Here is a 23,836-nt window from a genome sequence, read left to right as displayed (position 1 = left end):
ACGAGGTAAGGGGCCGTGTACGAGCCCCAAAGGGGAGTTGCGTGGTTCGATGATTTTCGACCGTATCAAATCGCTCGATTCGATCTTGGCGACCGCCGAGAAGAAATCGCTGCATCGGACGCTCGGCTGGTTCCAGCTGACGCTGTTCGGCATCGGCTGCGTCATCGGCACGGGTATCTTCGCCCTCACCGCCGCCGGCGCGCAAAAGGCGGGGCCGGGGCTGATGCTCGCCTTTGCGATCGCCGGGCTGATCTGCATCGTGGCCGCGCTCTGCTACGCTGAGATCGCCTCGATGATCCCGGTCGCGGGGTCGGCCTATACCTATACCTATGCGACGATGGGTGAATTCCTGGCCTGGACGGTCGGCTGGGCGCTGGTGCTCGAATATGCGGTCGCGGCGTCGGCGGTGTGCGTGACCTGGTCGGATTATTTCCAAGGCACGGTGCTGCGCGAGTTCCTGGGGATAGAGTTGCCCGCCTGGCTCGGCGCGGGTCCGCTCGCGCTGGGCGGCAGTGTCGGCGGCTTCATCAATCTACCCGCCGTCATCATCGCCGGGCTGATCACTTGGCTGCTGGTCGTCGGCACGTCGGAGAGCGCGAAGCTGAACGCGCTGCTGGTCGCGATCAAGGTGACGGCGCTGACCGCGTTCATCGTGCTGACATTGCCGCGCGTCGACGCGGCGCAGTTCAACCCCTTCCTGCCGGCCGGCGTGTTCGGCGGCTTCGGCACCGGCGTCGGCGCGGTCGGGGCGGCGGCGACGATCTTCTTCGCCTATGTCGGCTTCGACGCGGTCTCGACCGCCGCCGAGGAGACCAAGGACCCGCAGCGCAACGTGCCGATCGGGCTGATCGGGTCGCTGCTGTTCTGCACCGTCTTCTACATCCTGGTGGCGGCGGGCGCGATCGGCACGATCGGCGGCCAGCCGATCATGGGGCCGGGCGGCATCCCCTTCCCCGCCGGTTCGGAAGAACTCGCGCGGCAATGCGCGTTGCCGCAACATGCCGAGGCGCTGGTCTGCTCACGCGAGGCGCTGGCGCATGTGCTGCGCACCATCGGCTTCTCGACGATCGGCAACATGCTGGGCATTGCCGCCTTCGTCGCGCTGCCGTCGGTGATCCTGGTGCTGATGTTCGGCCAGACGCGCATTTTCTTCGTGATGAGCCGCGACGGGCTTCTTCCGGAGGCGCTGTCGCGGGTCCACCCGAAGTGGAAGACGCCCTATATCGTGACCATGCTGACGGGCGCGGCCGTGGCCAGCGCGGCGGCTTTCCTGCCGGTCGGGCAGCTCGCCGACATCGCCAATGCGGGTACGCTCTATGCTTTTATGATGGTGGCGATAGCGGTGCTGGTGCTGCGGCGGACCGATCCGAACCGAGTGCGGTCGTTCCGCACACCGCTCGTCTGGCTGATCGCGCCCGCGACGATCGCGGGGTGCCTGTTCCTGTTCTTCAACCTGCCGACGGCCGCGATGCTGGTGCTGCCGATCTGGGGCGGCGTCGGGCTGATCGTGTACTTCCTGTACAGCCGGCGGATGAGCCATGTCGGGCGCGGCTTCGATACCGTCGGCGAAGCGGAAGTCGGCGCGCTCGAGCCGGGGGCGCCGGGAACGCGCTGATCCGGGTCGGAGCAACGCCAGAAAGAAAGGGCCGGAGCAGCGATGCTCCGGCCCTTTCTCGTTTCGACGGCGGGCGGTCAGCCCAGCTTTTCGGCCGCCAGCGCCTTCAGGTCCACCTCGGGCCGGGCGCCGTAATGGGCGATGATCTCCGCCGCGCACAGGGCGCCCAGGCGGAGCGAGGTGCGAAGGTCGCGGCCGCTCGCCTGGCCGTGGAGAAAGCCCGCCGCGAACAGGTCGCCCGCGCCCGTCGTGTCGACGACACGCGCGACCGGCTCGGCCGGAACCTCGACGCGGGTGCCGTCCTGGACCGCGAGCGCGCCCTGCTCGCCGCGGGTCACGACCAGCGTCGGCGCCTGCGCGCTTAGCGCTGTGACCGCCGCCTCGAAATCCTCGGTCCGGGCTAGCGCCGTCAGTTCGTTCTCGTTGGCGAAGAGGATGTCGATCAGCCCCTCCGCCAGCAGCGCGCGGAAATCGTCGCCGTGGCGCGAGATGCAGAACACGTCGGACAGGGTGAAGGCGACCTTGCGCCCGGCCCCGCGCGCCACGTCGATCGCGGCGCGCATCGCGGCGCGGGGTTCCTCGGGGTCCCAGAGATAGCCTTCGAGATAGAGGATCGCGCTGTCCGCGATCACCGCGCGGTCTAGCGCCGCCTCGGGGAGGAACTGGCCCGCGCCCAGAAAGGTGTTCATCGTCCGCTGACCATCGGGGGTGACGAAGATGAGGCAACGGCCCGTGGTCGGCTCGCCCGCACGCGTGGGCGTGTCGAAGCGGACGCCGGCCGCGCGGATGTCGTGCGCGAAGACCTCGCCCAGCTGGTCGTCGGCGACCTGGCCGATAAAGCCGGTACGGCCGCCGAGCGCGGCGATGCCGGCAACCGTGTTGGCGGCGGAGCCTCCCGACGCCTCGCGGCCGGGGCCCATCTTGGCGTAGAGCGCGTCGGCCTCGGCGGGGGAGAAGATGAGCTGCATCGAGCCCTTGGTCATGCCCTCGGTGGCGATGAAGGCGTCGTCGCTGGGGCTGAGGACGTCGACGATGGCGTTGCCGATCGCGACGACGTCTAAAATGGGCTGGGTCAAGGAGCGCTCCGGGCGATAGAGGAAAGCGGGCGGGCTAGCCGGGCGGTCGGGTCGGCGCAACCGGCGTTGACGCGGGGCCGGCCGCGCCGCCATGCGCGGGGCCATGAAGCGCGCCCTCCTCCTCGCCCCCGCCTTTTTATCCGCCTGCGCCGCGCCGACGGCGCGTCCGGCGCCGGTTCCGGTCGCGCCCGTCCTGACGGGCATCGGGCTGGAGCGGGTGCTGGGCCAGGACGCGGCGGGGCTAGTGCGGCTATTCGGCGAGCCCGACGCCGATCTGCGCGAGGGCGAGGCGCGCAAGCTGCAGTTCGAGAGCGGGATCTGCGTGCTCGACACCTATCTCTACCCCAAGAACGGGGCGGAGCCGCGCGTCACCTATCTCGATGCGCGCGAGCCGGACGGCAGCCCGATCGACCGGGCGAGCTGCGTGGCGGCGATGACGCGGCGGGGGGCGGCGCGCTGATACGTCCCTCCCTGGGATAGGGAGGGGCGGGGGGTCGGTGAACGTGGGAACGCCGGCCATGACCGCGCCTAAGCACGTCTACCCATCGCGCATCCCGTCGACCCACCCCCGGCCCCTCCCTGTTCCAGGGAGGGGAGGACAGGGTGCGCCCACTCCTCGCGTACCGCCTCGTCCGGTTCTTCGGCCGCGCGCCACCGCTCGGCCGTACAGCGCGCCGGGTCGAGCCGGGCCAGCGCCCAGACCGCCGCGCCACGCACTACGGACGCGGGGTCGTCGAGTAGGCGCGCGAGCGGGGCAGCAAGCGCCGGGTCGCCGCTATTGCCGGCCGCGACCGCCGCGTTGCGGACCATGCGGTCGCGGCCGATGCGTTTGATCGGGGAGCCGGCGAAGACCTGGCGGAATCCGGCATCGTCGAGGTCGAGCAGATCGGCGAGCGATGGCGCCGCGAGTTCGGCGCGGGGCAGGAAGGCCCGGTTCGCGGCGGCGGTCCGGGCGAACTTGTTCCAGGGGCAGACCGCCAGGCAGTCGTCGCAGCCATAGATGCGGTTGCCCATCGCGGCGCGGAATTCGCGCGGGATCGGGCCGTGATGCTCGATCGTCAGGTACGATATGCAACGTCGCGCATCCAGCCGGTAGGGCGCGGGAAAGGCGTCGGTTGGGCAGGCGCGCAGGCAGGCGTCGCAAGACCCGCAGGTCGCGACCCCGCCCCGATCGGGCCGGAGGTCGAGCGTGGTGTAGATCGCGCCCAGGAACAGCCAGCTGCCATGGTCGCGGCTGACCAGGTTGGTGTGCTTGCCCTGCCAGCCCAGCCCCGCCGCCTCGGCCAGCGGCTTCTCCATCACGGGGGCGGTGTCGACGAACACCTTGAGGTCGCAGCCGGCCTCGTTCGCCAGCCAGCGGCCCAGCGCCTTGAGCCGGCGCTTGACCACGTCGTGATAATCGCCGCCCTGTGCGTAGACGGAAATGCGACCGCGGTCGCCTTCGCCGGCCAGCGCGAGCGGATCGGCGGCGGGGGCGTAGCTCATGCCGAGCGCGATCACGCTCCTGACCTCGGGCCAGAGCGCGACGGGGGAGACGCGGTGGTGAGCGCGTTCCTCCATCCAGATCATGCCGCCATGGCGCCCCTCGGCCAGCCATTCGCGCAGCCGCTCGCCCGAGCGCGGGGCGGCGTCGGCGCGCGCGATCCCGCAAGACGCGAAGCCGAGCTCGGCCGCCATCTCCTTGATCCGCTGTTCCAAAGGCTTGTGTTCGGCCACGCCTGCCCGCTACCACGTTCCCGTGTCTGGGGGATCGATATAGTGCAGGGCGATATGGCGATCACCGCCCAGGGGCTGGTGAAGCGCTTCGGCGGCCGGCGGGTGGTCGACGGCGTCGACATCGCGGTGCCTCGCGGCGCGATCTACGGCGTGCTCGGCCCCAACGGCGCGGGCAAGACGACCACGCTGCGCATGCTGCTGGGCATCATCGAACCCGATGGGGGGACACGCACCCTGCTCGGCCACAGCCGCCCGCGCGACGCGAGCGACCGGGTGGGTTATCTGCCCGAGGAGCGCGGGCTGTATCCGGCGATGAAGGCTAAGGAGGCGATCGCGTTCATGGGCGCGTTGCGCGGGCTCGACTGGCGCACCGGACGCGCACGGGCGGTGACGATGCTGGAAGCGGCCGGGTTGGGCCATGCCACTGACGAGAAGATCCGCAAGTTGTCCAAGGGCATGGCGCAGCTGGTCCAACTGCTCGGCAGCGTGGTCCACCAGCCCGACCTGCTGGTGCTCGACGAGCCCTTTTCGGGGCTCGACCCGGTCAATCAGGAGAAACTGGAAGCGCTGATCCTGGCCGAGCGCGACCGGGGCGCGACGATCCTGTTCTCGACGCATGTCATGGCGCATGCCGAGCGGCTGTGCGACAGGCTGGCGATCATCGCGGGGGGCAAGCGCCGGTTCGAGGGGACGGTCGACGATGCGCGCGCGACCCTGCCGAGCCGCGTTCACTATTCGCCGCGCGCCGACGGTCCCGATATCGGGCGGCTGCTGCCCCCCGATGCCGAGCGCGAGCAGGACGGCTGGCGTTTCGAGCTGCCGCGCGAGGGCGTCGAGCGGCTGCTGGAGCGGCTGATCCAGGCCGGGCACGGGATATCGGGGCTCAGGATCGAGCGGCCGGGGTTGCACGAGGCGTTCGTGCGGATCGTCGGGGAAGCCGCGGGCGAGCCGGAGGAGGCGCGATGAGCCTGCGCCGTACCCTGCGCCAGACGATGACGGTCGCGCGCCGCGATTTCGTCGCGACGGTGTTCACCCCCATCTTCCTGCTGTTCCTGTTCGCCCCCGTCATCATGGGGGCGTTCGGCGCGGTGGGCGGGATGGGCGCGGCGAGCGTCGCGGGCGATTCGGCGGGCAAGGCGCGCATGGTCGCGATCGTGCCGCCCGATCAGGCCCGCATCATGGCCGAAGCCGATCGCCGGCTGCGCACCGCGTTCCGCCGCGACGAGGCGCCGCCCCGGCTGCTGACGATCGCGCCGAGCGCCGACCCGGCGGCACAGGCCCGCACCGCGTTCGAGTCGCAGGATTACGACGCCGCCGGGGTGCTGTACGGCGCGTTGGACAAGCCGACGGTGCTGTTCGGCCCCCTCGACCGGCGCACCGCGCGCTATCTGGGCATCCTGTCGCGCGAGACGCTGGCGGACCAGCGGCTCGGGGCGGAGGCGCCGACCGTGACGGTGCGGGAGGTGCGCTCCACCCGGCAGGGCGCGTCGCGCGGGGGGCAGAACCAGTCGGCCTTCCTGGCGGTGTTCGGGGTGTTCTTCCTGACCCTGTTCCTCGCGGGGCAGGTGGTCGGCACGATGGCGGAGGAGCGCAACAACAAAGTCATCGAAGTGCTCGCCGCCGCCGTGCCGCTGGAGTCGGTGTTCCTGGGCAAGCTGCTGGGCATGTTCGGCGTCGCCGTGCTGTTCGTCGTGTTCTGGGGTACGATCCTGGGCCAGGTCGGCAGCTTCCTGCCCCCGGCGGTCGGCGCGGCGATGGGCGAGCTGACCCCGGCGGTCGGCGGCCCCGCTTTCGCGCTGCTGTTCTTCGCCTATTTCACCATGGCCTATCTGCTGCTCGGCTCCGTGTTCCTGGGCGTGGGCGCGCAGGCATCGACGATGCGCGAGATCCAGATGCTCTCCTTGCCGATCACGATCGTCCAGGTCGGCATGTTCGCGCTGTCGTCCGCGGCGGCGTCGCGGCCGGACAGCTGGCTCGCGACCGGAGCGGAGCTGTTCCCCCTGTCGTCCCCCTTCGCGATGGCGGCCCACGCGGCCAATTCGCCCGCACTCTGGCCGCATGTCGCGGCGCTGGCGTGGCAGGCGCTGTGGGTGGCGATCTTCATCACGGTCGGCGCGCGGCTGTTCCGGCGCGGGGTGCTGCAATCGGGAAGCGGGCCGGGCTGGCTGTCGCGGATGCGGGGCCGACGGGCGTAACACTATTGACAGCAATGTTGATTGGCGTTCTCTTTCAGGAAAAGAGGAGTGGACCATGGCGACCGCGATCAAGCTGCCCGAACCGACTATCGAGCCTGGGCCGGCATCCGGAATCGACCCGCTGGATGTGAGCCGCGCGGAGCTGTACCGCGACGATAGCTGGCAGGCCCCGTTCGAGCGGCTGCGCGCCGAAGCGCCGGTCCATCGCACGGAGCAATCGAGCTTCGGCCCCTATTGGTCGGTGTCGAGCTACAAGCCGATCGTCGAGGTGGAATCGCTGCCGGAGATCTTCTCGTCGGAGGTGGGCGGCATCACGCTGGCCGACTTCATCGAGGGATCGAACGACGTGCGGATGCCGATGTTCATCGCGCGCGACCGGCCCGTCCACACCGCGCAGCGGCGCACCGTCGCTCCCGCCTTCACCCCGTCGGAGATGACGCGGATGTCCGACGACATCCGCCGGCGCACGGGCGAGGTGCTCGACGCGCTCGCCTGGAACGAGCGGTTCGACTGGGTCGACACGGTGTCGGTCGAGCTGACCACGCAGATGCTGGCGATCCTCTTCGATTTCCCGTGGGAAGACCGGCGCAAGCTGACCTTCTGGTCCGACTGGGCGGGCGACATCGAGCTGGTCAAGAACGAGGAGCTCCGCCTGCAGCGGCTGGGGCACATGTACGAATGCGGCGCCTATTTCCAGCAACTGTGGAACGGGAAGATCGGCAAGGAGCGCACCCCCGACCTGATCTCGATGATGATCCATTCGGACGCGATGGCCGAGATGGACCAGATGGAGTTCATCGGCAACCTGATCCTGCTGATCGTCGGCGGCAACGACACCACGCGCAACACCATGTCGGCGCTGGCCTATGGCCTGGACAAGTTTCCGGCGGCGCGCGCCAAGCTGGAGGCGGACCCGTCGCTGATCGCCAACACGACGCAGGAGGTCATACGCTGGCAGACCCCGCTGGCGCATATGCGCCGCACCGCCACGCAGGATTACGAATTGGGGGGCCAGGCGATCAAGGCGGGCGACAAGCTGGCGCTCTGGTATGTCTCGGCGAACCGTGATCGGAGCGTGTTCGGCGACGACGCGGACGAGATCGTCGTCGACCGGCCCAATGCGCGGCGGCATCTGGCGTTCGGGCACGGCATCCACCGTTGCGTCGGCGCGCGCCTGGCGGAAATGCAGATCGGCATCCTGTTGGAGGAGATGGCCAAGCGGCGGATGCGCGTGAACGTGCTGGGCGAGCCGGTGCGGGTGGCGGCGTGCTTCGTGCACGGATATCGGTCGCTGCCGGTGGAAATCACGAAATACTAGGCGCAGGCCAGGTCTTGCGGCGACGCAAGACCTGGCCAAGCCCGGCCGGCGCGGCCCAGGCCGCGACCGACGGCGCGGCTTCACAACGCCGCTCCGCCCGCCGATGAAGAGCGGGGCGGCCCACCCCCCTCCCCTTCCGTCCACGGCTTCCTACATCCCCGTCATGACCAACGATCCCGATCGCCGCGGCCTGCTGGCCGGGTTCACCGCCGGCGCCGCCGCCCTGCTGTTCGGCTGCCGCGACGCGACCGCCAAGGCGCCCGAGCGCTTTCCGGTGATGCTGTCCGACGCCGAATGGAAAAAGCGGCTGGCCCCCGCCGCCTATGCGGTGCTGCGGCACGAAAGCACCGAGCAGCCGGGCTCCAGCCCGCTCAACGCGGAGAAGCGTAGCGGTGTGTTCCGGTGCGCGGGGTGCGACCAAGCGCTGTTCTCCAGCAAGACCAAGTTCGAGTCGGGCACGGGCTGGCCGAGCTTCTGGGCGCCGCTACCGAATGCGGTCGGCACCAAGACCGACCGGGCGATGTTCGTGGCGCGCACCGAGGTCCACTGCGACAATTGTGGCGGGCATCTGGGGCATGTGTTCGACGACGGTCCCAAGCCGACGGGCAAGCGTTATTGCATGAACGGCGCGGCGATGACGTTCCGGGCGGGCTGATGCCTCGATCCTCCCCGAACGAGTTCGGGGAGGGTTGGGAGAAATTAAAAGCGCTCGTCGACGAAGGCGCGGATGTCGGGGGTGCCGCCGGTGCCGGCCATCCGCACGGGCGGAAGTTCGGCGGCCCTGGGCGCGCTGCCCGAATAGATGAAGCCGAGCGTCGGATGGCTAGACGTGCCGAGCCCGCCTTGCGGTCCGTACCAGACCTTGACCGCGCTCCAGTCGCCCGCCGCCGACACGTCGATTGCGCGCACGTCGCGCTCGACGCCGCCGCGCCGCGACCAATTGGCGTGAGTGAGCAGCACCTCGCGCTCGCCGACGACCTTGGACACCATCGCGACATGGCCGACGCGCATCCGCCCGGTCGCCGCAAAGGCCAGCACCGATCCCGCCTTCGGCGTCTTGCCGCGCTCGTAACGGCCCGCCGCCTGGCCCCACCAGGTATCGGCGTTGCCGCGGATCTGGATACCCGACACCTCGCGGGCATAGGGCGCGCACTGCCAGAATTGCGCGGCGGCCGGGGCCGCCATGCTCAGGACACACGAGAACACCAGCGCAAAACGCGCCGCTAAAGTCTTGAGTTTCAAGGTAAGCCCCGCCCTCGGTTGCTCTTCGAGGGTGGCGCTACGGGCAGTGCGAAAAAAAGAAAAGCCGCGCGGGAACCATATGGGACGAAGCGTGTTGCCGCACCGACGACTTGCCCCGGATCAGCTTTTCGCGGCCAGTCTGACAAGCCTGGCTTCATGCTCGGCGCGGCCGAAGGGGAAACGCGTGAAGAGCAGCGCCCCGGTGATGCCCAGCCCGAGATAGACGATCGCGAACAACAATGTCAGGTCGTCGAGCACCGCGCCCGGCACGTCCCCCGGCCTGGCCCCGGTCGGAAAGCGCACCGCGTCGAGCATCAGCCCGACGATGAATATGCCGAGGCCACTGGTGCATTTCTGGACGAAGAAGGAGCCGGCGAAGAACACGCCTTCGGATCGGCGGCCGGTCTTGACCTCCGCATCCTCGACGACATCGGCCATCATCGACGCGCCCAGGATCATGGCCGATATGTTGCAGGCCGCGTTGACCGCGAAGATCGCGAACAGGATGGGAAGCATCCGCGGATCGCCCGGCGCGGGAAACAGCCCCGCCAGCCGCAGCAGATAAGGTGCCGTCAGCAGCAGCACGGCGGCGAGCATGAGCCCGCACGCCGCATTCGGCTTGCCGAAGCGCCGCCCGAAGCGGGGGGCCAACACAAAGGCGAGCACCGCGCCGACGAGCAGCACCGCCGGGATCGTCGCGAACGCGCCGCGCCCGAACAGCCACACATAGCCGTAGAGATAGGTGGAAAGCGCGAAGCTGATCCCCTGGTTGATGTACAGGCAGAGCGCGGCGAGCATCAGGATGCCGAAGGCGCGGTTGCGCACGCTTTGCCCCATTTCGCGCAGTTCGTCGGCGAAGCCGCCCTCGTTCCTTACTGCCTGGGGCAGCGTCGGGATCTCGCGGTGGGTGCCGATCGCGGAGACGAGGATCGCGGTGACGATCGCCGCCGCGCTGACGGTGCCATAGGTCCAGAAGCCCGCGCGGCCCGCCGTCACGGGATCGGGCGTCAGGAAATAGGCATAGGCGACGAACAGCGCGCCGAGCCCACCCATCCAGCCGAACAGGTAGCGATAGGCCATGATCCGCGTGCGCTCGTCATAATCGCTCGACAATTCGGCGGTGAGCGCGACCGAGGGCACTTCGTAGGCGGACACCGCGCTGCGCACGAGCACCGCCGACACGAACAGCCAGCCGAGCAGCGCGCCCTCGCTCCACAGGGGCGGGCTCCAGACGAGCAGCCAGCCCAGCCCGATCGGCAGGACGGAGGCGTACATCCAGGGATGGCGGCGACCCCAGCGCGAGCGGGTGCGGTCCGACAGGAACCCGACCGCCGGGTCGATGAACGCGTCGAGGATGAGCGCGGCGGCGATGACGAGCCCGACCTTGGTCGCCGAGAGCCCCACGACCTGATTGTAGAACAGGAGCAGGAACGTGCCGAAGCCATTGTCCTTCACGCCATAGGCGACCGCGCCGAAGCCGTAGGTGAGCGTCGCGCGCTGCGAGAGCCTGCGTCCGGGGGGCAGCGCCGCCCCGGCGGTCACTTGAAGGCGTCCAGCGCTTCGAAGAGGGTAGGCGAGGCCGGGTCCCAGCTGGCGCGGCTGCCGACCGTCAGCCCGCCATCGACGAGCAGGCTGGTGCCGGTAACGAACGCCGCGTCGTCGCTGAGCAGGAAGCAGACGGCGGCGGCGATATCCTCGGGCCGCCCCGCGCGCGCGATGGGCTGCGCCTGGGCCGCGGCGGCCGCGATCATGGCGTTGGCCTGGGCGAGGCCCTCCCCCTCGATGCCGAGATGGCGGGTGAAGATGTTGGTGGTGATGAACCCCGGCAGTACCGCGTTGACGCGGATGCCGTGCTGCGCGAGGTCAGCGGCCGAGACCTTGGTCAGATGGAGCACGCCGGCCTTGGCGACCGAATAGGCGGTGGGCGCGAAGCCGCTGGCCAAGGCGGCGACGCTGGCGGTGTTGACGATCGCGCCGCCGCCGCGCCCCCCGTTTCTCCGGGCCATGAGCGGCGCGGCATAGCGGGTGCCGAGCGCGACCGAGGTGAGGAGGAGCGCCATGGTGCGATCCCACTCGCCCGGTTCGACCGCGTCGATCCCCTCGCGCGCGCCGCCCGCGCCGGCATTGTTGAACAACAGGTCGATGCCGCCTTCCGCGTGGGCGGCCTGCATCAGCGCTTCGAGCTGGTCGGGCTGGGTCACGTCGCAGTGGCGGAAGGCGATGCGGCCGTCCGACCCCGCGACCAGCTCGGCCGCGCCGCCTGCGTCGATATCGCCGATCAGCACCTGTGCGCCCTCGGCCGCCAGCCGCGACACGGTCGCGCGGCCGATGCCGGACGCGCCGCCGGTGACCACCGCGCGCTTGTTCTCGAACCTCATGGGGCCCTCTCCTTTTGGCAAGCATAGTATGGGGGTTCGTCGGCGGCAATGAGGGCAGGTTCGAAGATCCGGTTTGGGGTTCTTGCATCGGCCGCCCGCGCCCGATACCGGCGGATCGACTAAGCTTTTGGAGCGACCCGTGGCCCTCGACCCCGAAACCTTCGACGCCCTGATCGACGGCGTGCGCCGCTTCGTCGCCGAGCGGCTCCGCCCGCTGGAGGCCGATGTCGAGGCCGCCGACGCGATCCCGGACGCGGTGGTCCAGGAAATGCGCGACATGGGGCTGTTCGGCCTGTCCATCCCCGAGGAATATGGCGGGCTGGCGCTGACCATGGCGGAGGAATGCCGCGTCGCGATCGAACTGGGGCGGACCACCCCCGCCTTCCGGTCGACCTTCGGCACCAATGTCGGAATCGGCAGCCAGGGGCTCGTCATGGCGGGCTCCCCCGAACAGAAGGCGCAGTGGCTGCCGCGCATCGCGAGCGGCGAGATCATCACCAGCTTCGCGCTGACCGAACCCGATGTCGGCTCCGACAGCGGCGCGGTGAAGACGCGCGCGGTGCGCGACGGGGATACGTACCTGCTGTCGGGGACCAAGCGCTACATCACCAATGCCGACAAGGCGCAGCTCTTCACCGTCATGGCGCGCACGGGGGAGGACAAGGGCGCGCGCGGCGTGTCGGCGTTCCTGGTCCCAAGGGACCTGCCCGGCGTCACGCTGGGCGAGCCGGAGAAGAAGATGGGGCAGAAGGGCGCCAAGGTGTCCGACGTCCATTTCGACAACGTCCCCGTTCCCGCCGCCAACCGGCTCGGCGCGGAGGGGGAGGGCTTCAAGATCGCGATGCGCGTGCTCGACCGGGGGCGGCTGCACATCTCGGCGGTGTGCGTCGGCGTGGCCGAGCGGCTGATCGCGGACTGCGTCGCCTATGCCAGCGAGCGGCACCAGTTCGGCAACCCGATCGCGCATCACCAGTTGATCCAGGGGATGCTGGCCGACTCGAAGACGGAGGCGCTGGCGGCGCGCGCGCTGGCGTTGGAGACCGCGGACAAGAAGGACCGGGGCGAGGACGTGGTGCTCGAATCGGCGGCGGCGAAATATTACGCGTCGGAGATGGTCGGCCGCGTCGCCGATCGCGCGGTGCAGATCTATGGCGGGGCGGGCTATATCGCCGACTATGGGATCGAGCGGCTGTACCGCGACGTGCGGCTGTTCCGCATCTATGAGGGCACCAGCCAGATCCAGCAGGTCATCATCGCGCGCGAGACGTTGAAGCGCGGCGGCTAATCGGGAGAAGACGCATGGACACCACCAACCTGTTCCGCCTCGACGGGCGCACGGCCCTCATCACCGGGGGTAGCCGCGGCATCGGCAAGATGATCGCGGCGGGCTTCATCGCGCAAGGCGCCAAGGTCTATATCTCGTCGCGCAAGGCCGACGCCTGCTTCGCCGCCGCCGCCGAATTGGGGCCGAACTGCGTCGCCCTGCCCCAGGACGTCAGCACCGTCGCGGGCTGTCAGGCGCTCGCCGCGCAATATGCGGAAGCGGAGGCCAAGCTCGACATCCTGGTCAACAATGCCGGCGCCGCCTGGGGCGAGCCGTTCGAGGTGTTCCCCGAAAAAGGCTGGGACAAGGTCATGGACCTGAACGTCAAGTCGCCCTTCTTCCTGACGCAGGCGCTCCACCCGGCGCTGAAGAACGCCGCCAGCCCCGAACGGCCGGCCAAGGTCATCAACATCACGTCGATCGACGGCCAGCGGCTGAATCCGTGGGAGACGTACAGCTATCAGGCGTCGAAATCGGCGCTGATCTATCTGACCAAGCGCATGGCCGCGCGGTTGATCCAGGACTCGATCAACGTCACCTCGATCGCCCCGGGCGCGTTCGCCAGCGAGATGAACAAGGCCGCGCGCGATCATGGCGAGGCGATCGCGAAGAGCATCCCCGCCAAGCGCATCGGCGTCGACGAGGACATGGCGGGCGCGGCCATCTATCTGGCGTCGCGGGCGGGCGATTACGTGGTGGGCGACACCATCACGGTGGACGGCGGGCTCGTCCATGGGGCGGTGGGGACCAGCATCGACGCGTGAGCTAAGCGAGGAGGCGAACGGGAACGCCAAGCCCTTCGGCGGCCCTGGCCATCACCACATCGGAGGTGACGAGCATGGCCGAGAGCGAGGCGGCGACCGCCACATGCAGCGCGTCACCCGCTCTCAACCCAAGTCGTGCACGGGCGGTATAACGCGCGGCCAAGCCCATATGGCCGTCATCGAGCGAGATCAGGGGAAGGTATCGCGCCGTCAGCAAATCCAGCTTGCCGAGCGCCATTTCCAGCTCGTCCTCGGTCAGGTCGCCGGTGCGGACCTTCTTGGCAAGTCCGGATGTCGCCTCGACCATGGTCCATGTGCTGGCGACGACCATGCCGCTATCGGCCAGGATCGCCCGTGACGCCGTCGTCAGTGGCTCGGAGGTGATCGCCGCGACCAATATGGCCGCATCGACATACAGCGTCAAAACCGCGCGTCGTCACGAAGCCGGCGCATGAACACGCCCGCACTTTCCTCTTGCGGGGTGGCGATCCGGTCTATGTCATCCCAGAAATCGGGCGGGATCGGAAGCCGTACCGCCTGGTCAGGAACCATGCGGGCGACCGGCTTACCACGGCGAACGATCTGGATCGTTTCACCGGCCTCGACGCGATCGATCAGGTGGCCCAAAGACGTATCCTCGTCCGTCACGACGACATGCTTCATTTCGGCCTCCTGACCTGGCACGCCACATAAGCCGTCGCCGGACCTATCGCAAACGCCGTCACCCCGCGCCCCGCAGGATCAGCCACACCTTCGGCCGCCCGGTCGGCCTGGGTACGCCGTCGAGCCGCACCGCGCGCGCGATACGTACCGGGCGCAGGATCATCTGGCCGCGCATCACGCCGGTGCCGCCGCCCGAGGGTTGGGCGAGGATGCGGCGCACGGTGTCCATGCCCCCGGTCACGCGGCCGAACGCGGCATAGCCCGCATAGCCGGGGCGCGCGTCCATCTGCGGCGAGGGGCCGACCGTCAGCACGAAATTGCCGGTCGCCGACGCCTCGAACGGCCCGCGCGCCATCGATACCGTCGCGTCGAGGTGGCGGATGCCCGTCCCGCTCGTCGGCTCCAGCGCGATCGGCGGGAGGGCGCGGCGTAGGTCGGTGCGGACGCCCGCCTGGACGAAGCCGGCGCCGGGCCGTGCCTTGCTCCGCGCCGCGCGGTAGAAGACCGTGCCGTCGAAGCGGCCGTCATCGACATAGGCGAGGAAATTCGCGGTCGTCACCGGCGCGCGCCGGGCGTCGAGCGCAAGCGTGATCGCCCCGAGCGACGTGTCGAGCCGCACCCGCACGAGCCCCGGACCGGCCGCGGGCGCCGCCCCGAGCAGCAGCGCGGCCCCCGCCACAGCCCAGAGACGACCCATCGACGCTACCGCGCGATCCCGCCCGCCGCGAGGACGGCGAGCGTCACCAATTCGCTCGCGGTGGAGGTCATGGGGGCGATCTGGACCGGCTTTTCCATCCCCACCAGCATCGGCCCGATCATGTCGTCGCCGCCCAGCTCGCGCAGCAGCTTGGCGGAGATGTTGGCGGACTGGAGCCCCGGCATGACCAGCACGTTGGCGGGGCCCGACAGCCGCGCGAAGGGGTAGTTGGCGAGCTGTTTGGGGTTGAGCGCGACATCGGGCGCCATCTCGCCTTCATATTCGAAGCCGACCTGGCGGCCGTCGAGCACGCCCACGGCCGCGCGGATATCCTCCAGCCACTTGCCCTCGGGATTGCCGAAGGTCGAATAGCTGAGGAACGCGACGCGCGGCTCGTGACCCATGCGCCGGGCGACCTGCGCGGTCTGTTCGGCGATGTCGGCGAGTTCCTCGGCCGAGGGGCGCTCGTTGACCGTCGTGTCGGCGATGAACACGGTGTGGCTGCGCCCGACGAGCAGGTGGATGCCGAAGGGCACGCGACCTTCGGCGGGATCGATCACGCGGCGCAGGTCGCGCATGGTATGGGCATAGGTGCGCGTCACGCCGGTGATCATCGCATCGGCATGGCCCATCTGGAGCAGCACCGCGCCGAAGCTGTTGCGGTCCTGGTTGATCATCCGCTCGACGTCGCGGCGCAGATAGCCGCGCCGCTGGAGCCGGCCATAGAGATATTCGACCATCGACGGGACGAGCGGCGAGTGACGGCTATTGTGCAGCTCGTACTCTTCCGGCCGCTCGACGCCGAGCGCGCGCAGGCGATCGTACACGTCGTCGCGCCCGACGAGCACGGGGGTGCCCAGGCCGCCCTCCTTGAAGGCGATGGCGGCGCGGAGCACGACCTCCTCCTCGCCTTCCGCGAACAGCACGCGCTTGGGCCGCGCGCGCGCGCCCTCATAGGCGAGCGTGAGCACCGAGGTGGTCGGGTTCAGCCGTTCGCGCAGCCGCTGGCGATAGGCGTCCATGTCGATGATCGGGCGCGTGGCGACGCCCGAGTCCATCGCGGCGCGCGCGACCGCCATGGGCACGACCTCCATCAGCCGAGGATCGAAGGGCGCCGGGATGATATATTCGGGACCGAAGCTGTGGCGCACGCCGTACGCGACCGCGACCTCCTCGGGCACGCGCTGGCGGGCCAGGTCGGCGATGGCATGGGCGGCGGCGATCTTCATGCGGTCGTTGATCGCGTTCGCGCGCACGTCCAGCGCGCCGCGGAACACATAGGGGAAGCCGAGCACGTTGTTGACCTGGTTCGGATAGTCGGACCGCCCCGTCGCGACGATCGCGTCGGGCCGGGCCGCGGTCGCCTCTTCGGGCCGGATTTCGGGTTCGGGATTGGCCATGGCGAAGATGATCGGCGCGGGCGCCATGTCCTTGACCATTTCCGGCTTGAGCGCGCCCGCCGCCGACAGGCCCAGGAACACGTCGGCGCCGTGAAGCGCCTCGGTCAGGGTGCGGCGGTCGGTGTTGGCGGCATGGGCGGACTTCCACTGGTCCATCCCCTCCTCGCGGCCCTGATAGATGACGCCCTGGCGGTCGCACATGATGACGTTGTCGTGGCGCACCCCCATCGCCTTGACGAGCTCGGTGCAGGCGATCGCCGCCGCGCCCGCGCCGTTGACGACGAGCTTGACCTCGTCCAGGCGGCGACGGGTCAGCAGGCAGGCGTTGATGAGCCCGGCGGCGGTGATGATCGCGGTGCCGTGCTGGTCGTCATGAAAGACGGGAATGTTCATCCGCTCGCGCAGCGCCTGCTCGATGATGAAGCATTCGGGCGCCTTGATGTCCTCGAGGTTGATGCCCCCGAAGGTCGGCTCCATCAGCTCGACCGCGTCGATGAAGCGGTCGACATCCTCCGTCTTCAGCTCGATGTCGATCGCGTCGACATCGGCGAAACGCTTGAACAGCACCGCCTTGCCTTCCATCACGGGCTTGGACGCGAGCGCGCCGAGATTGCCAAGCCCCAGGATCGCGGTGCCGTTGGAAATCACCGCGACGAGGTTGCCCTTGGCGGTATAGTCATAGGCGGTGGCCGGATCCTCGGCGATGGCGCGGACGGGCACGGCCACGCCCGGCGAATAGGCAAGCGCCAGGTCGCGCTGCGTCGCCATCGGCTTGGACGCCACGATCTCGATCTTGCCGGGGCGCCCTTCCGAGTGGAAGAGCAGCGCCTCGCGCTCGGAGAAGTGGAGATTGGGTTCGTCGGACATGTCGGGGCCTCGCGGGTGTCGCGCCGGCCTTTACCTAACGGAACCCGTCCGCGTCACCCCGGTTCGGGCCGGGGCGGTCGATTGTTTGGCGAAGCCGCCCGCGCGGCATGACGAAGCGCGCGAACCGCGCTAGTCCTCCGCGCGATGTCCGCTCCTACCCCCATGATGGCCCAGTATCTCCTGCTCAAGGAAGAAGCGGGTGACGCGCTGCTCTTCTACCGCATGGGCGACTTCTTCGAACTGTTCTTCGACGACGCGAAGGTCGCGGCGGCTTGCCTGGACATCGCACTGACCGCTCGCGGGGAGCATGAAGGGGTGCCGATCCCGATGTGCGGGGTGCCCGTCCATGCCGCGACGGGCTATCTGGCGCGGCTGATCAAGGCGGGGCACCGCGTCGCCGTCGCCGAGCAGACCGAGACGCCCGCCGCGGCCAAGGCGCGCGGCGGGTCCAAGGCGCTGGTCGGGCGCGGGATCGTGCGCGTCGTGACGGCGGGGACGCTGACCGAGGAAGCGCTGCTCGACGCGCGGGCGGCGAACTGGTGCGTCGCCATCGGAGAAGCGGGCGGCGAGGTCGCGCTCGCCGCCGCCGATATCTCGACGGGGCGGTTCGAGGTGATCCGCACCGACGCGGCGTCGCTTCCCGCCGAGCTCGCGCGGCTCGCGGCGGCCGAGGTGGTGGCGATGGAGGCGACCGCCTGGCCCGACCACGCGACGACGCTGCGCCCCAAGATCGACTTCGACAGCGCGGGGGGCGAGGCGCGGCTGAAGCGGCTGCACGCGGTCGCGACGCTCGACGGCTTCGGCCGGTTCGGGCGCGCGGAACTGGCGGCGGCGGGCGGGCTGGTCGCCTATCTGGAGCATGTCGGCAAAGGCAGCCTCCCCTTTCTGCGCCCGCCCGTGCTCCACGCCGCCGATCAGGCGATGGCGATCGACGCGGCGACGCGCGAGAGCCTGGAATTGTGCTGCACGGCGGCGGGCGAGCGCAGGGGTTCGTTGCTGGGCGAGGTCGACCGAACGGTGACGGGCGGCGGCGCGCGGCTGCTGGGGGCGGATATCGGCGCCCCCCTGTTCGACCGGGCCGCGATCGACCGGCGGCTCGATCTTGTAGCGTTCCTTCACGACGATGCGGTCTTGCGCGAGCGGTCGCGCGCCACCTTGCGCGCGTTGCCCGATCTCGGCCGCGCGCTGGGGCGACTGGCGGCGGGCCGGGGCGGCCCGCGCGACCTGGCCCAGTTGCGCGACGGGCTGGACGGCGCGTGGCGCTTCGGCGAGCATCTGTCGGGGCTGGACCGCCCTCCCGCCTTGCTCGCCGAGCTGGCGCCTCGGCTGCGCGGGCATGGCGCGCTGATCGACCTGCTCCGGCGCGCGCTGGTGCCGCAGCCGCCGACCGATACGGGCGATGGGGGGTATATCGCGGCCGGTTACGACGCGGCGCTCGACGAATTGCGCGATGTCGGCAGCGGCGGGCGCCGGGCGATCGCGGCGCTGGAAGGCGAGCTGCGGACGCGTACGGCCACGCCGACGCTCAAAATCCGCCATAACGGCGTGCTGGGTTATCATGTCGAGGTGCCCGCGCGCGCGGCCGACCCGCTGATGCGCGCCGATTCGGGCTTCACCCACCGCCAGACGCTGGCGGGGGTGGTGCGCTTCAACACCCCCGAGCTCCACGAGGTGGCGATGCGCGTGACCCAGGCGGGCGGCCATGCGCTGGCCGCCGAGGCCGCGCATCTGGAGGAGCTGACGGCCACCACGCTGGCGACGCGCGAGGCGATCGCCGATACCGCCGACGCCCTCGCCCGGCTCGACGTCGCGGCCGGGCTGGCCGAACGCGCGGCGGAAGGCGGCTGGGTCCGGCCCCGGCTGGTCGACCATCCCTGTTTCGAGGTCGAGGGCGGACGCCACCCGGTGGTCGAGGCGGCGCTTGCGAAGCGCGGCGAGCGTTTCGTCGCCAATGACTGCCGCCTGTCGGAGCAGTCGCGGCTATGGCTGGTCACCGGGCCCAACATGGGCGGCAAGTCGACCTTCCTGCGCCAGAACGCGCTGATCGCGGTGCTGGCGCAGGCGGGGTCGTTCGTACCCGCGATGAGCGCGACGCTGGGCCTTGTCGACCGGCTGTTCAGCCGGGTCGGCGCGTCGGACAATCTGGCACGCGGGCGATCGACCTTCATGGTCGAGATGGTCGAGACCGCCGCTATCCTGGCGCAGGCGACCCCGCGCAGTTTCGTGATCCTGGACGAGGTCGGGCGCGGCACCTCCACCTATGACGGGCTGGCGATCGCCTGGGCAGTGGTGGAGGCGGTGCATGAGGATAATCGCTGCCGCTGTCTGTTCGCGACGCATTATCACGAGCTGACCCGGCTCGCCGAACGTCTCCCGGCCCTGTCGCTGCGTCATGTCCGCGCGCGCGAATGGAAGGGCGAGCTCGTGCTGCTCCACGAGCTGGCGGACGGGCCCGCCGACCGCAGCTACGGCCTGGCGGTCGCGCGGCTGGCGGGGATGCCGCCCGCGACGGTGGCGCGCGCCAAGTCGGTGCTGGCGAAGCTGGAAGCCGGGCGGCAGAAGACCGGCGGGCTGGCGGCGGGGCTCGACGACCTGCCGCTGTTCGCGGCGGTCGCGGCGGCGGAGCCCGAACCCGATCCCCTGCGCGCGGCGGTGGAGGCGCTCGACATCGACGCGCTGTCGCCGCGCGAGGCGCTGGACGCGCTTTACGGGTTGAAGGCGGTGGCGCGCGGGGGGTAAGCTCCCCGCGCTCAGGCGGCGACGCGCAGATCGCGCGCGGGACGCGCGGGGATCGGCAGGCTCCGGAACCCCGGCCGGGCGAACAGATAACCTTGTTGATAGCGTATCCCGATCGCACGGAGCGCCTCGTACTCGCCGACCGTCTCGATCCCCTCGGCGACGAGGGTGATGCCCATGGTCTCGCACATGCGCGCCACGCCCGCGACGATCATCCGGCGCGGCATGCTGGCGTCGATGCCGCGGATCAATTCCATGTCGAGCTTGATAATGTCGGTCTGCAACTTGGCGAGCAGCCCGAGCCCCGCATGGCCGGCGCCGAAATCGTCGAGCGCGGTCGAGAAGCCCATCTTGCGATAGCTGTCGACGATGTGCGCGACATGCGCCGTGTCGACCATGCGTTCGTTTTCGGTGAATTCGAAGATCAGCCGATCGGTCGGAAAGCTCACCGCCCGCGCGGTCTGAAGCGTCAGCTGGATGCAGGCGACGGGCGAATAGACCGCGCCGGGCAGGAAGTTGATCGACAGCCGCGCGCCGGTATCGGCGATCCCGGCCGCCACCGCGCCCTCGATCGCGGCGACCCGGCATTGCTGGTCGAAGGCGTAGCGCGTTTCCTCGGTGACGCGGCCCAGTATTTCCGCCGCCCCCTCCCCGTCCGCGCCGCGCACCAGCGCTTCGAACGCCCAGGGCCGGCCCGTTTCGATATCGACGATCGGCTGGAACGCCATCGCCAGCCGGAAATCCTGCTCGGGTTTGCGGCAGCCTTGGCAGCCGGTGCGTCGTGATTCGTCGATCATGCCGGGAACCTAAGACAGAATTCGATAATGCTCGGTAACCGGCTCTCCCCGATTTCGACTCTTCTTCTTGGTTTACGCTAACTTGGGTGAAGGTCGTAGAAGCCCCTGTCCGAACCGGCGCCGTTGTGAAACAAGCCGCGCACCATGCCCGTCACCAGCGCACCACCCCCGGTCGACCGGTTCGCGACCCTTCCCGACCGCGACGCGATCATCGACGCGGAGGCGGTCGCGGCGACGATCGCCGCGCTGCCGCCCGCCGACGCGGCCATTCTGCGGCGCCAGGTCGCCCGCGTCCTGAAGGAGGCCCTGGACCGGGGACGCGCCGAGATCGCGCGGCGGCTTGGCATCCGGCCGACGCGCGGACTGCAGGCCGCGAACGCCCAGGCCTATCTGGTCGATCGCCTGGTGCAATCGCTGTTCGAGGTCACCGTCACCCGGCTTCATCCCAATCACAATCCGACCGCGGGCGAGCGGCTGACGGTGCTGGCGGTGGGCGGCTATGGCCGGGGCGAGATGGCGCCGCATTCCGACGTCGATATCGGCTTCCTGACGCCCGGCAAGCGCACGCCCCACACCGAGCAGGTCATCGAATCGATGCTCTATGCGCTGTGGGACCTGGGGCTGAAGATCGGCCATTCCAGCCGCTCGCTCGACGAGATGATCCGCCAGGCCAAGGGCGACGTGACCGTGCGTACCGCCCTGCTGGAAGCGCGGCACGTCTGCGGCGACGCGGCACTCTACGACGAGGCCGCGCGGCGCTTCAAGGTGGAGGTTCAGGCGGACGGCGCGCGCCAGTTCATCGCCGACAAGCTGGACGAGCGCGACGCGCGGCACCGCAAGATGGGCGACACGCGCTATGTCGTCGAACCCAACGTGAAGGAGGGCAAGGGCGCGCTGCGCGACCTCCACGCGCTGTTCTGGATCGGCAAATATGTGTTCGATGTCCAGCGCGCGGCCGAGCTGGTCGATGTCGAGCTGTTCACGCCGTCGGAATATCGGCTGTTCCACCGCGCCGACGACTTCTTCTGGGCGGTGCGCTGCCACCTGCACCTGCTGACCGGGCGCGCGGAGGATCGGCTGACCTTCGACGTCCAGCGCGAAATCGCGGAGCGGATGCGCTTTTCCGACCGGACTGGCCGCTCGGCGGTCGAGCGGTTCATGCAATATTATTTCCTGCAGGCGAAATCGGTCGGCACGCTGACGGGCATGTTCCTGGCGCATCTCGACGAGCGGTTCGCGGGGCGCGGGCGGCGCTGGTTCGAGCTGCCGACCATCCGGCGGCGTCCGAACAAGCTCCATGGCTTCGTGCTCGATCGGGGACGCCTGGCCTTGCCGAACGACGAGTTCTTCGCCGAGGACCCGGTGCGGCTGGTCGAGATCTTCGCGCTGGCCGACCGGCATGGGCTGGAGGTGCATCCGCTGGCGATGCGCGCCGCAGCCCGCGACGCCAAACTGGTCGACGAGAAGCGCGACGATCCACGGGCGAACGCGCTGTTCCTCGACCTCCTCACCTCTCCGCGCGACCCGGAGCTGGTGCTGCGCTGGATGAACGAGGCGGGGGTATTCGGGCGCTTCGTGCCCGATTTCGGCCGCATCGTCGCGCAGATGCAGTTCGACATGTATCATCATTACACCGTCGACGAGCATACGATCCGGATGGTGGGACTGCTCGCGCGGATGGAGAAGGGCGAGCTGAAGGAGGAGCATCCGCTCGCCACCGTGCTCGTCCGGCAGATCGTGTCGCGCCGCGCGCTCTACGTGGCGGTGCTGTGCCACGACATCGCCAAGGGACGCGGGGGGGACCATTCGACCCTGGGCGCGGAAGTGGTCGACCGGCTCGGGCCCCGGCTGGGGCTGGGCGCCGCCGAGGTGGAGACGGCATCCTGGCTGGTGCGCCACCACCTGCTGATGTCGGCGACCGCGTTCAAGCGCGACCTGTCGGACTTCAAGACGATCCTCGACTTCGCGCAGACGGTGCAGAGCCCGGAGCGGCTGCGGCTGCTGCTGGTGCTGACGGCGGTCGACATCCGCGCGGTCGGGCCCGGCGTGTGGAACGGGTGGAAGCGCCAGCTCCTGAACGAGCTCTACGAGGGGGCGGAGGAGGTGCTGCGGCTGGGCCACAAGCAGCGCGGTCGGGCCGAGCGCGTCGCCGCCAAGCAGGCGCTGCTCGACCGGACCCTGGGCTGGGACGAGGCGCGTTTTGCCGCGCATGTCCGCCGGTTGCCCGAAGCCTATTGGATCGCCGAGCCCGACGAGGTGCTCGTCCATAACGCCCGTTTCATGGCACGCGCGGAAGGGGCGGAGCTGGCGATCGACGCGCAGGTCTATCCCGATCGCGGTGCCACGCTGGTCACCATCGCCGCCGCCGATCATCCCGGGCTGTTCTACCGGATCGCGGGGGCGATCCATCTGGCGGGGGGCAACATCATCGATGCGCGCATCCACACCACGCGCGACGGCATCGCGATCGACAATTTCCTGGTCCAGGACCCGCTCGGGCGGCCCTTCGACGAGCAGGGGCAGCTCGCCCGGCTGCGCTCGGGAATCGAGGACGCGCTCGCCAATCGCGGGCGGATGGCGGACCGGCTCCACGCCAAGCCGGCCGCCCGCGCGCGCGCCGACGCCTTCGACATCGCGCCCAACGTGCTGATCGACAACCGCGCGTCGAACCGCTTCACCGTGGTCGAGGTCAATGCGCGCGACCGGCCCGCCCTCCTCAACCAGCTCGCCCATGCGCTGTTCGAATCGCAGGTCACGATCCACTCGGCGCATGTCGCCACCTATGGCGAGCGGGCGGTCGACACCTTCTACATCACCGACCTGACCGGCGACCGCATCGAAGCGCGTGCGCGGCTCCGGACGCTGGAGGCGCGGCTGCTCGACGCCGCGGCTGGCGAGACGATGGAGGTGGCGGCGTGATCCCGATCCTGATCGGCGTTACCGTGGTCGCCGGGATATTGGCGGCGACCTATTATTTCCGCGCACCGACCGCGCCGCGCGACCGGCGCGAAGCGGGAAAGGACGATGGCGGATCCGCGACGGGCTGGA

Annotated in this window: 20 protein-coding genes; 10 read left to right on the top strand and 10 right to left on the bottom strand. The window is 69.7% G+C overall.

All coding sequences use genetic code 11. The annotated features are described in order from the left end of the window. The first annotated feature begins 49 nt into the window (after positions 1-49). Positions 50-1,615 carry an amino acid permease gene (locus VF592_RS06990; protein ID WP_331004893.1) on the top strand — a complete coding sequence of 522 codons (1,566 nt, stop codon included), beginning with the start codon at positions 50-52 and terminating at the stop codon, positions 1,613-1,615. 77 nt (positions 1,616-1,692) lie between these two features. Here VF592_RS06990 and VF592_RS06985 read toward each other — a convergent pair whose 3' ends face one another. Beyond that, the gene (locus VF592_RS06985; protein WP_331004892.1) at positions 1,693-2,691 is read right to left on the bottom strand and encodes an adenosine kinase; all 999 of its coding nucleotides are present in this window, start codon (positions 2,689-2,691) and stop codon (positions 1,693-1,695) included. A 103-nt stretch (positions 2,692-2,794) separates the two neighbouring features. On the opposite strand from VF592_RS06985, the gene VF592_RS06980 reads away from it, so the two are divergent. Beyond that, a complete protein-coding gene (locus tag VF592_RS06980) occupies positions 2,795-3,151 on the top strand; it encodes a hypothetical protein (protein ID WP_331004891.1) in 357 nt (118 codons plus the stop codon). 68 nt (positions 3,152-3,219) lie between these two features. Here VF592_RS06980 and queG read toward each other — a convergent pair whose 3' ends face one another. After that, positions 3,220-4,368: a tRNA epoxyqueuosine(34) reductase QueG gene (gene queG / locus VF592_RS06975; RefSeq protein ID WP_331004932.1), complete on the bottom strand. Its 1,149-nt coding sequence runs from the start codon at positions 4,366-4,368 to the stop codon at positions 3,220-3,222. Between the two features lie 93 nt (positions 4,369-4,461). On the opposite strand from queG, the gene VF592_RS06970 reads away from it, so the two are divergent. The 4 genes from VF592_RS06970 to msrB all read left to right on the top strand — a co-directional run bounded on the left by VF592_RS06970 (position 4,462) and on the right by msrB (position 8,575). Beyond that, complete coding sequence (locus VF592_RS06970) at positions 4,462-5,373, top strand: ABC transporter ATP-binding protein (protein WP_331004890.1); 912 nt, start codon at positions 4,462-4,464, stop codon at positions 5,371-5,373. Beyond that, positions 5,370-6,602, top strand: coding sequence for an ABC transporter permease (locus VF592_RS06965; RefSeq protein ID WP_331004889.1), 1,233 nt, complete (start codon positions 5,370-5,372; stop codon positions 6,600-6,602). The genes VF592_RS06970 and VF592_RS06965 overlap by 4 nt, the downstream gene beginning before the upstream one ends. 55 nt (positions 6,603-6,657) lie before the next feature. Next, the gene (locus VF592_RS06960; RefSeq protein ID WP_331004888.1) at positions 6,658-7,920 is read left to right on the top strand and encodes a cytochrome P450; all 1,263 of its coding nucleotides are present in this window, start codon (positions 6,658-6,660) and stop codon (positions 7,918-7,920) included. 163 nt (positions 7,921-8,083) lie between these two features. Further along, positions 8,084-8,575, top strand: a complete 492-nt coding sequence (gene msrB, locus VF592_RS06955; protein ID WP_331004887.1) for a peptide-methionine (R)-S-oxide reductase MsrB — start codon at positions 8,084-8,086, stop codon at positions 8,573-8,575. Positions 8,576-8,619: 44 nt separating this feature from the next. Here the strand turns inward: msrB and VF592_RS06950 are convergent, their stop codons facing one another. The 3 genes from VF592_RS06950 to VF592_RS06940 all read right to left on the bottom strand — a co-directional run bounded on the left by VF592_RS06950 (position 8,620) and on the right by VF592_RS06940 (position 11,540). Continuing rightward, the gene (locus tag VF592_RS06950; RefSeq protein ID WP_331004886.1) at positions 8,620-9,105 is read right to left on the bottom strand and encodes a CHAP domain-containing protein; all 486 of its coding nucleotides are present in this window, start codon (positions 9,103-9,105) and stop codon (positions 8,620-8,622) included. Between the two features lie 177 nt (positions 9,106-9,282). Then, the gene (locus VF592_RS06945) at positions 9,283-10,704 is read right to left on the bottom strand and encodes an MFS transporter (RefSeq protein WP_331004885.1); all 1,422 of its coding nucleotides are present in this window, start codon (positions 10,702-10,704) and stop codon (positions 9,283-9,285) included. Further along, positions 10,701-11,540, bottom strand: a complete 840-nt coding sequence (locus VF592_RS06940; RefSeq protein ID WP_331004884.1) for an SDR family NAD(P)-dependent oxidoreductase — start codon at positions 11,538-11,540, stop codon at positions 10,701-10,703. Before VF592_RS06940 ends, VF592_RS06945 begins: the two co-directional genes overlap by 4 nt. 139 nt (positions 11,541-11,679) lie before the next feature. Between VF592_RS06940 and VF592_RS06935 the strand changes: the two genes are divergently transcribed. Both VF592_RS06935 and VF592_RS06930 read left to right on the top strand, forming a co-directional pair. Further along, positions 11,680-12,825 (top strand): acyl-CoA dehydrogenase family protein, encoded by a 1,146-nt coding sequence (locus VF592_RS06935; protein WP_331004883.1) that lies wholly within the window; start codon positions 11,680-11,682, stop codon positions 12,823-12,825. Positions 12,826-12,839: 14 nt separating this feature from the next. Continuing rightward, positions 12,840-13,628, top strand: coding sequence for an SDR family oxidoreductase (locus VF592_RS06930; protein ID WP_331004882.1), 789 nt, complete (start codon positions 12,840-12,842; stop codon positions 13,626-13,628). A 1-nt stretch (position 13,629) separates the two neighbouring features. On the opposite strand, the gene VF592_RS06925 is transcribed toward VF592_RS06930, so the two are convergent. From VF592_RS06925 to VF592_RS06910, 4 genes are read right to left on the bottom strand one after another with little or no spacing between them, the layout of a single operon-like run. Further along, positions 13,630-14,052 carry a type II toxin-antitoxin system VapC family toxin gene (locus tag VF592_RS06925; RefSeq protein WP_331004881.1) on the bottom strand — a complete coding sequence of 141 codons (423 nt, stop codon included), beginning with the start codon at positions 14,050-14,052 and terminating at the stop codon, positions 13,630-13,632. Continuing rightward, positions 14,049-14,291 (bottom strand): type II toxin-antitoxin system prevent-host-death family antitoxin, encoded by a 243-nt coding sequence (locus VF592_RS06920; protein ID WP_331004880.1) that lies wholly within the window; start codon positions 14,289-14,291, stop codon positions 14,049-14,051. The genes VF592_RS06925 and VF592_RS06920 overlap by 4 nt, the downstream gene beginning before the upstream one ends. Positions 14,292-14,349: 58 nt before the next feature. Next, positions 14,350-14,988, bottom strand: coding sequence for a peptidylprolyl isomerase (locus VF592_RS06915; RefSeq protein WP_331004879.1), 639 nt, complete (start codon positions 14,986-14,988; stop codon positions 14,350-14,352). Positions 14,989-14,993: 5 nt separating this feature from the next. Beyond that, positions 14,994-17,255: an NADP-dependent malic enzyme gene (locus tag VF592_RS06910; protein WP_331004878.1), complete on the bottom strand. Its 2,262-nt coding sequence runs from the start codon at positions 17,253-17,255 to the stop codon at positions 14,994-14,996. 162 nt (positions 17,256-17,417) lie between these two features. Between VF592_RS06910 and mutS the strand changes: the two genes are divergently transcribed. Further along, complete coding sequence (mutS, locus tag VF592_RS06905; protein ID WP_331004877.1) at positions 17,418-19,994, top strand: DNA mismatch repair protein MutS; 2,577 nt, start codon at positions 17,418-17,420, stop codon at positions 19,992-19,994. 11 nt (positions 19,995-20,005) lie between these two features. On the opposite strand, the gene VF592_RS06900 is transcribed toward mutS, so the two are convergent. Further along, positions 20,006-20,719 carry an EAL domain-containing protein gene (locus VF592_RS06900; protein WP_331004931.1) on the bottom strand — a complete coding sequence of 238 codons (714 nt, stop codon included), beginning with the start codon at positions 20,717-20,719 and terminating at the stop codon, positions 20,006-20,008. Between the two features lie 213 nt (positions 20,720-20,932). On the opposite strand from VF592_RS06900, the gene VF592_RS06895 reads away from it, so the two are divergent. Further along, positions 20,933-23,707, top strand: a complete 2,775-nt coding sequence (locus VF592_RS06895) for a [protein-PII] uridylyltransferase (protein WP_331004876.1) — start codon at positions 20,933-20,935, stop codon at positions 23,705-23,707. The last annotated feature ends 129 nt before the right edge of the window (positions 23,708-23,836 follow it).

Origin of the sequence: Sphingomonas sp., assembly GCF_036388435.1 — a bacterium.
Taxonomy (GTDB): Bacteria; Pseudomonadota; Alphaproteobacteria; order Sphingomonadales; family Sphingomonadaceae; genus Sphingomonas.
Note: the sequence above shows the minus strand (reverse complement) of the source record. Positions and strands in the feature narration are given on the sequence as shown.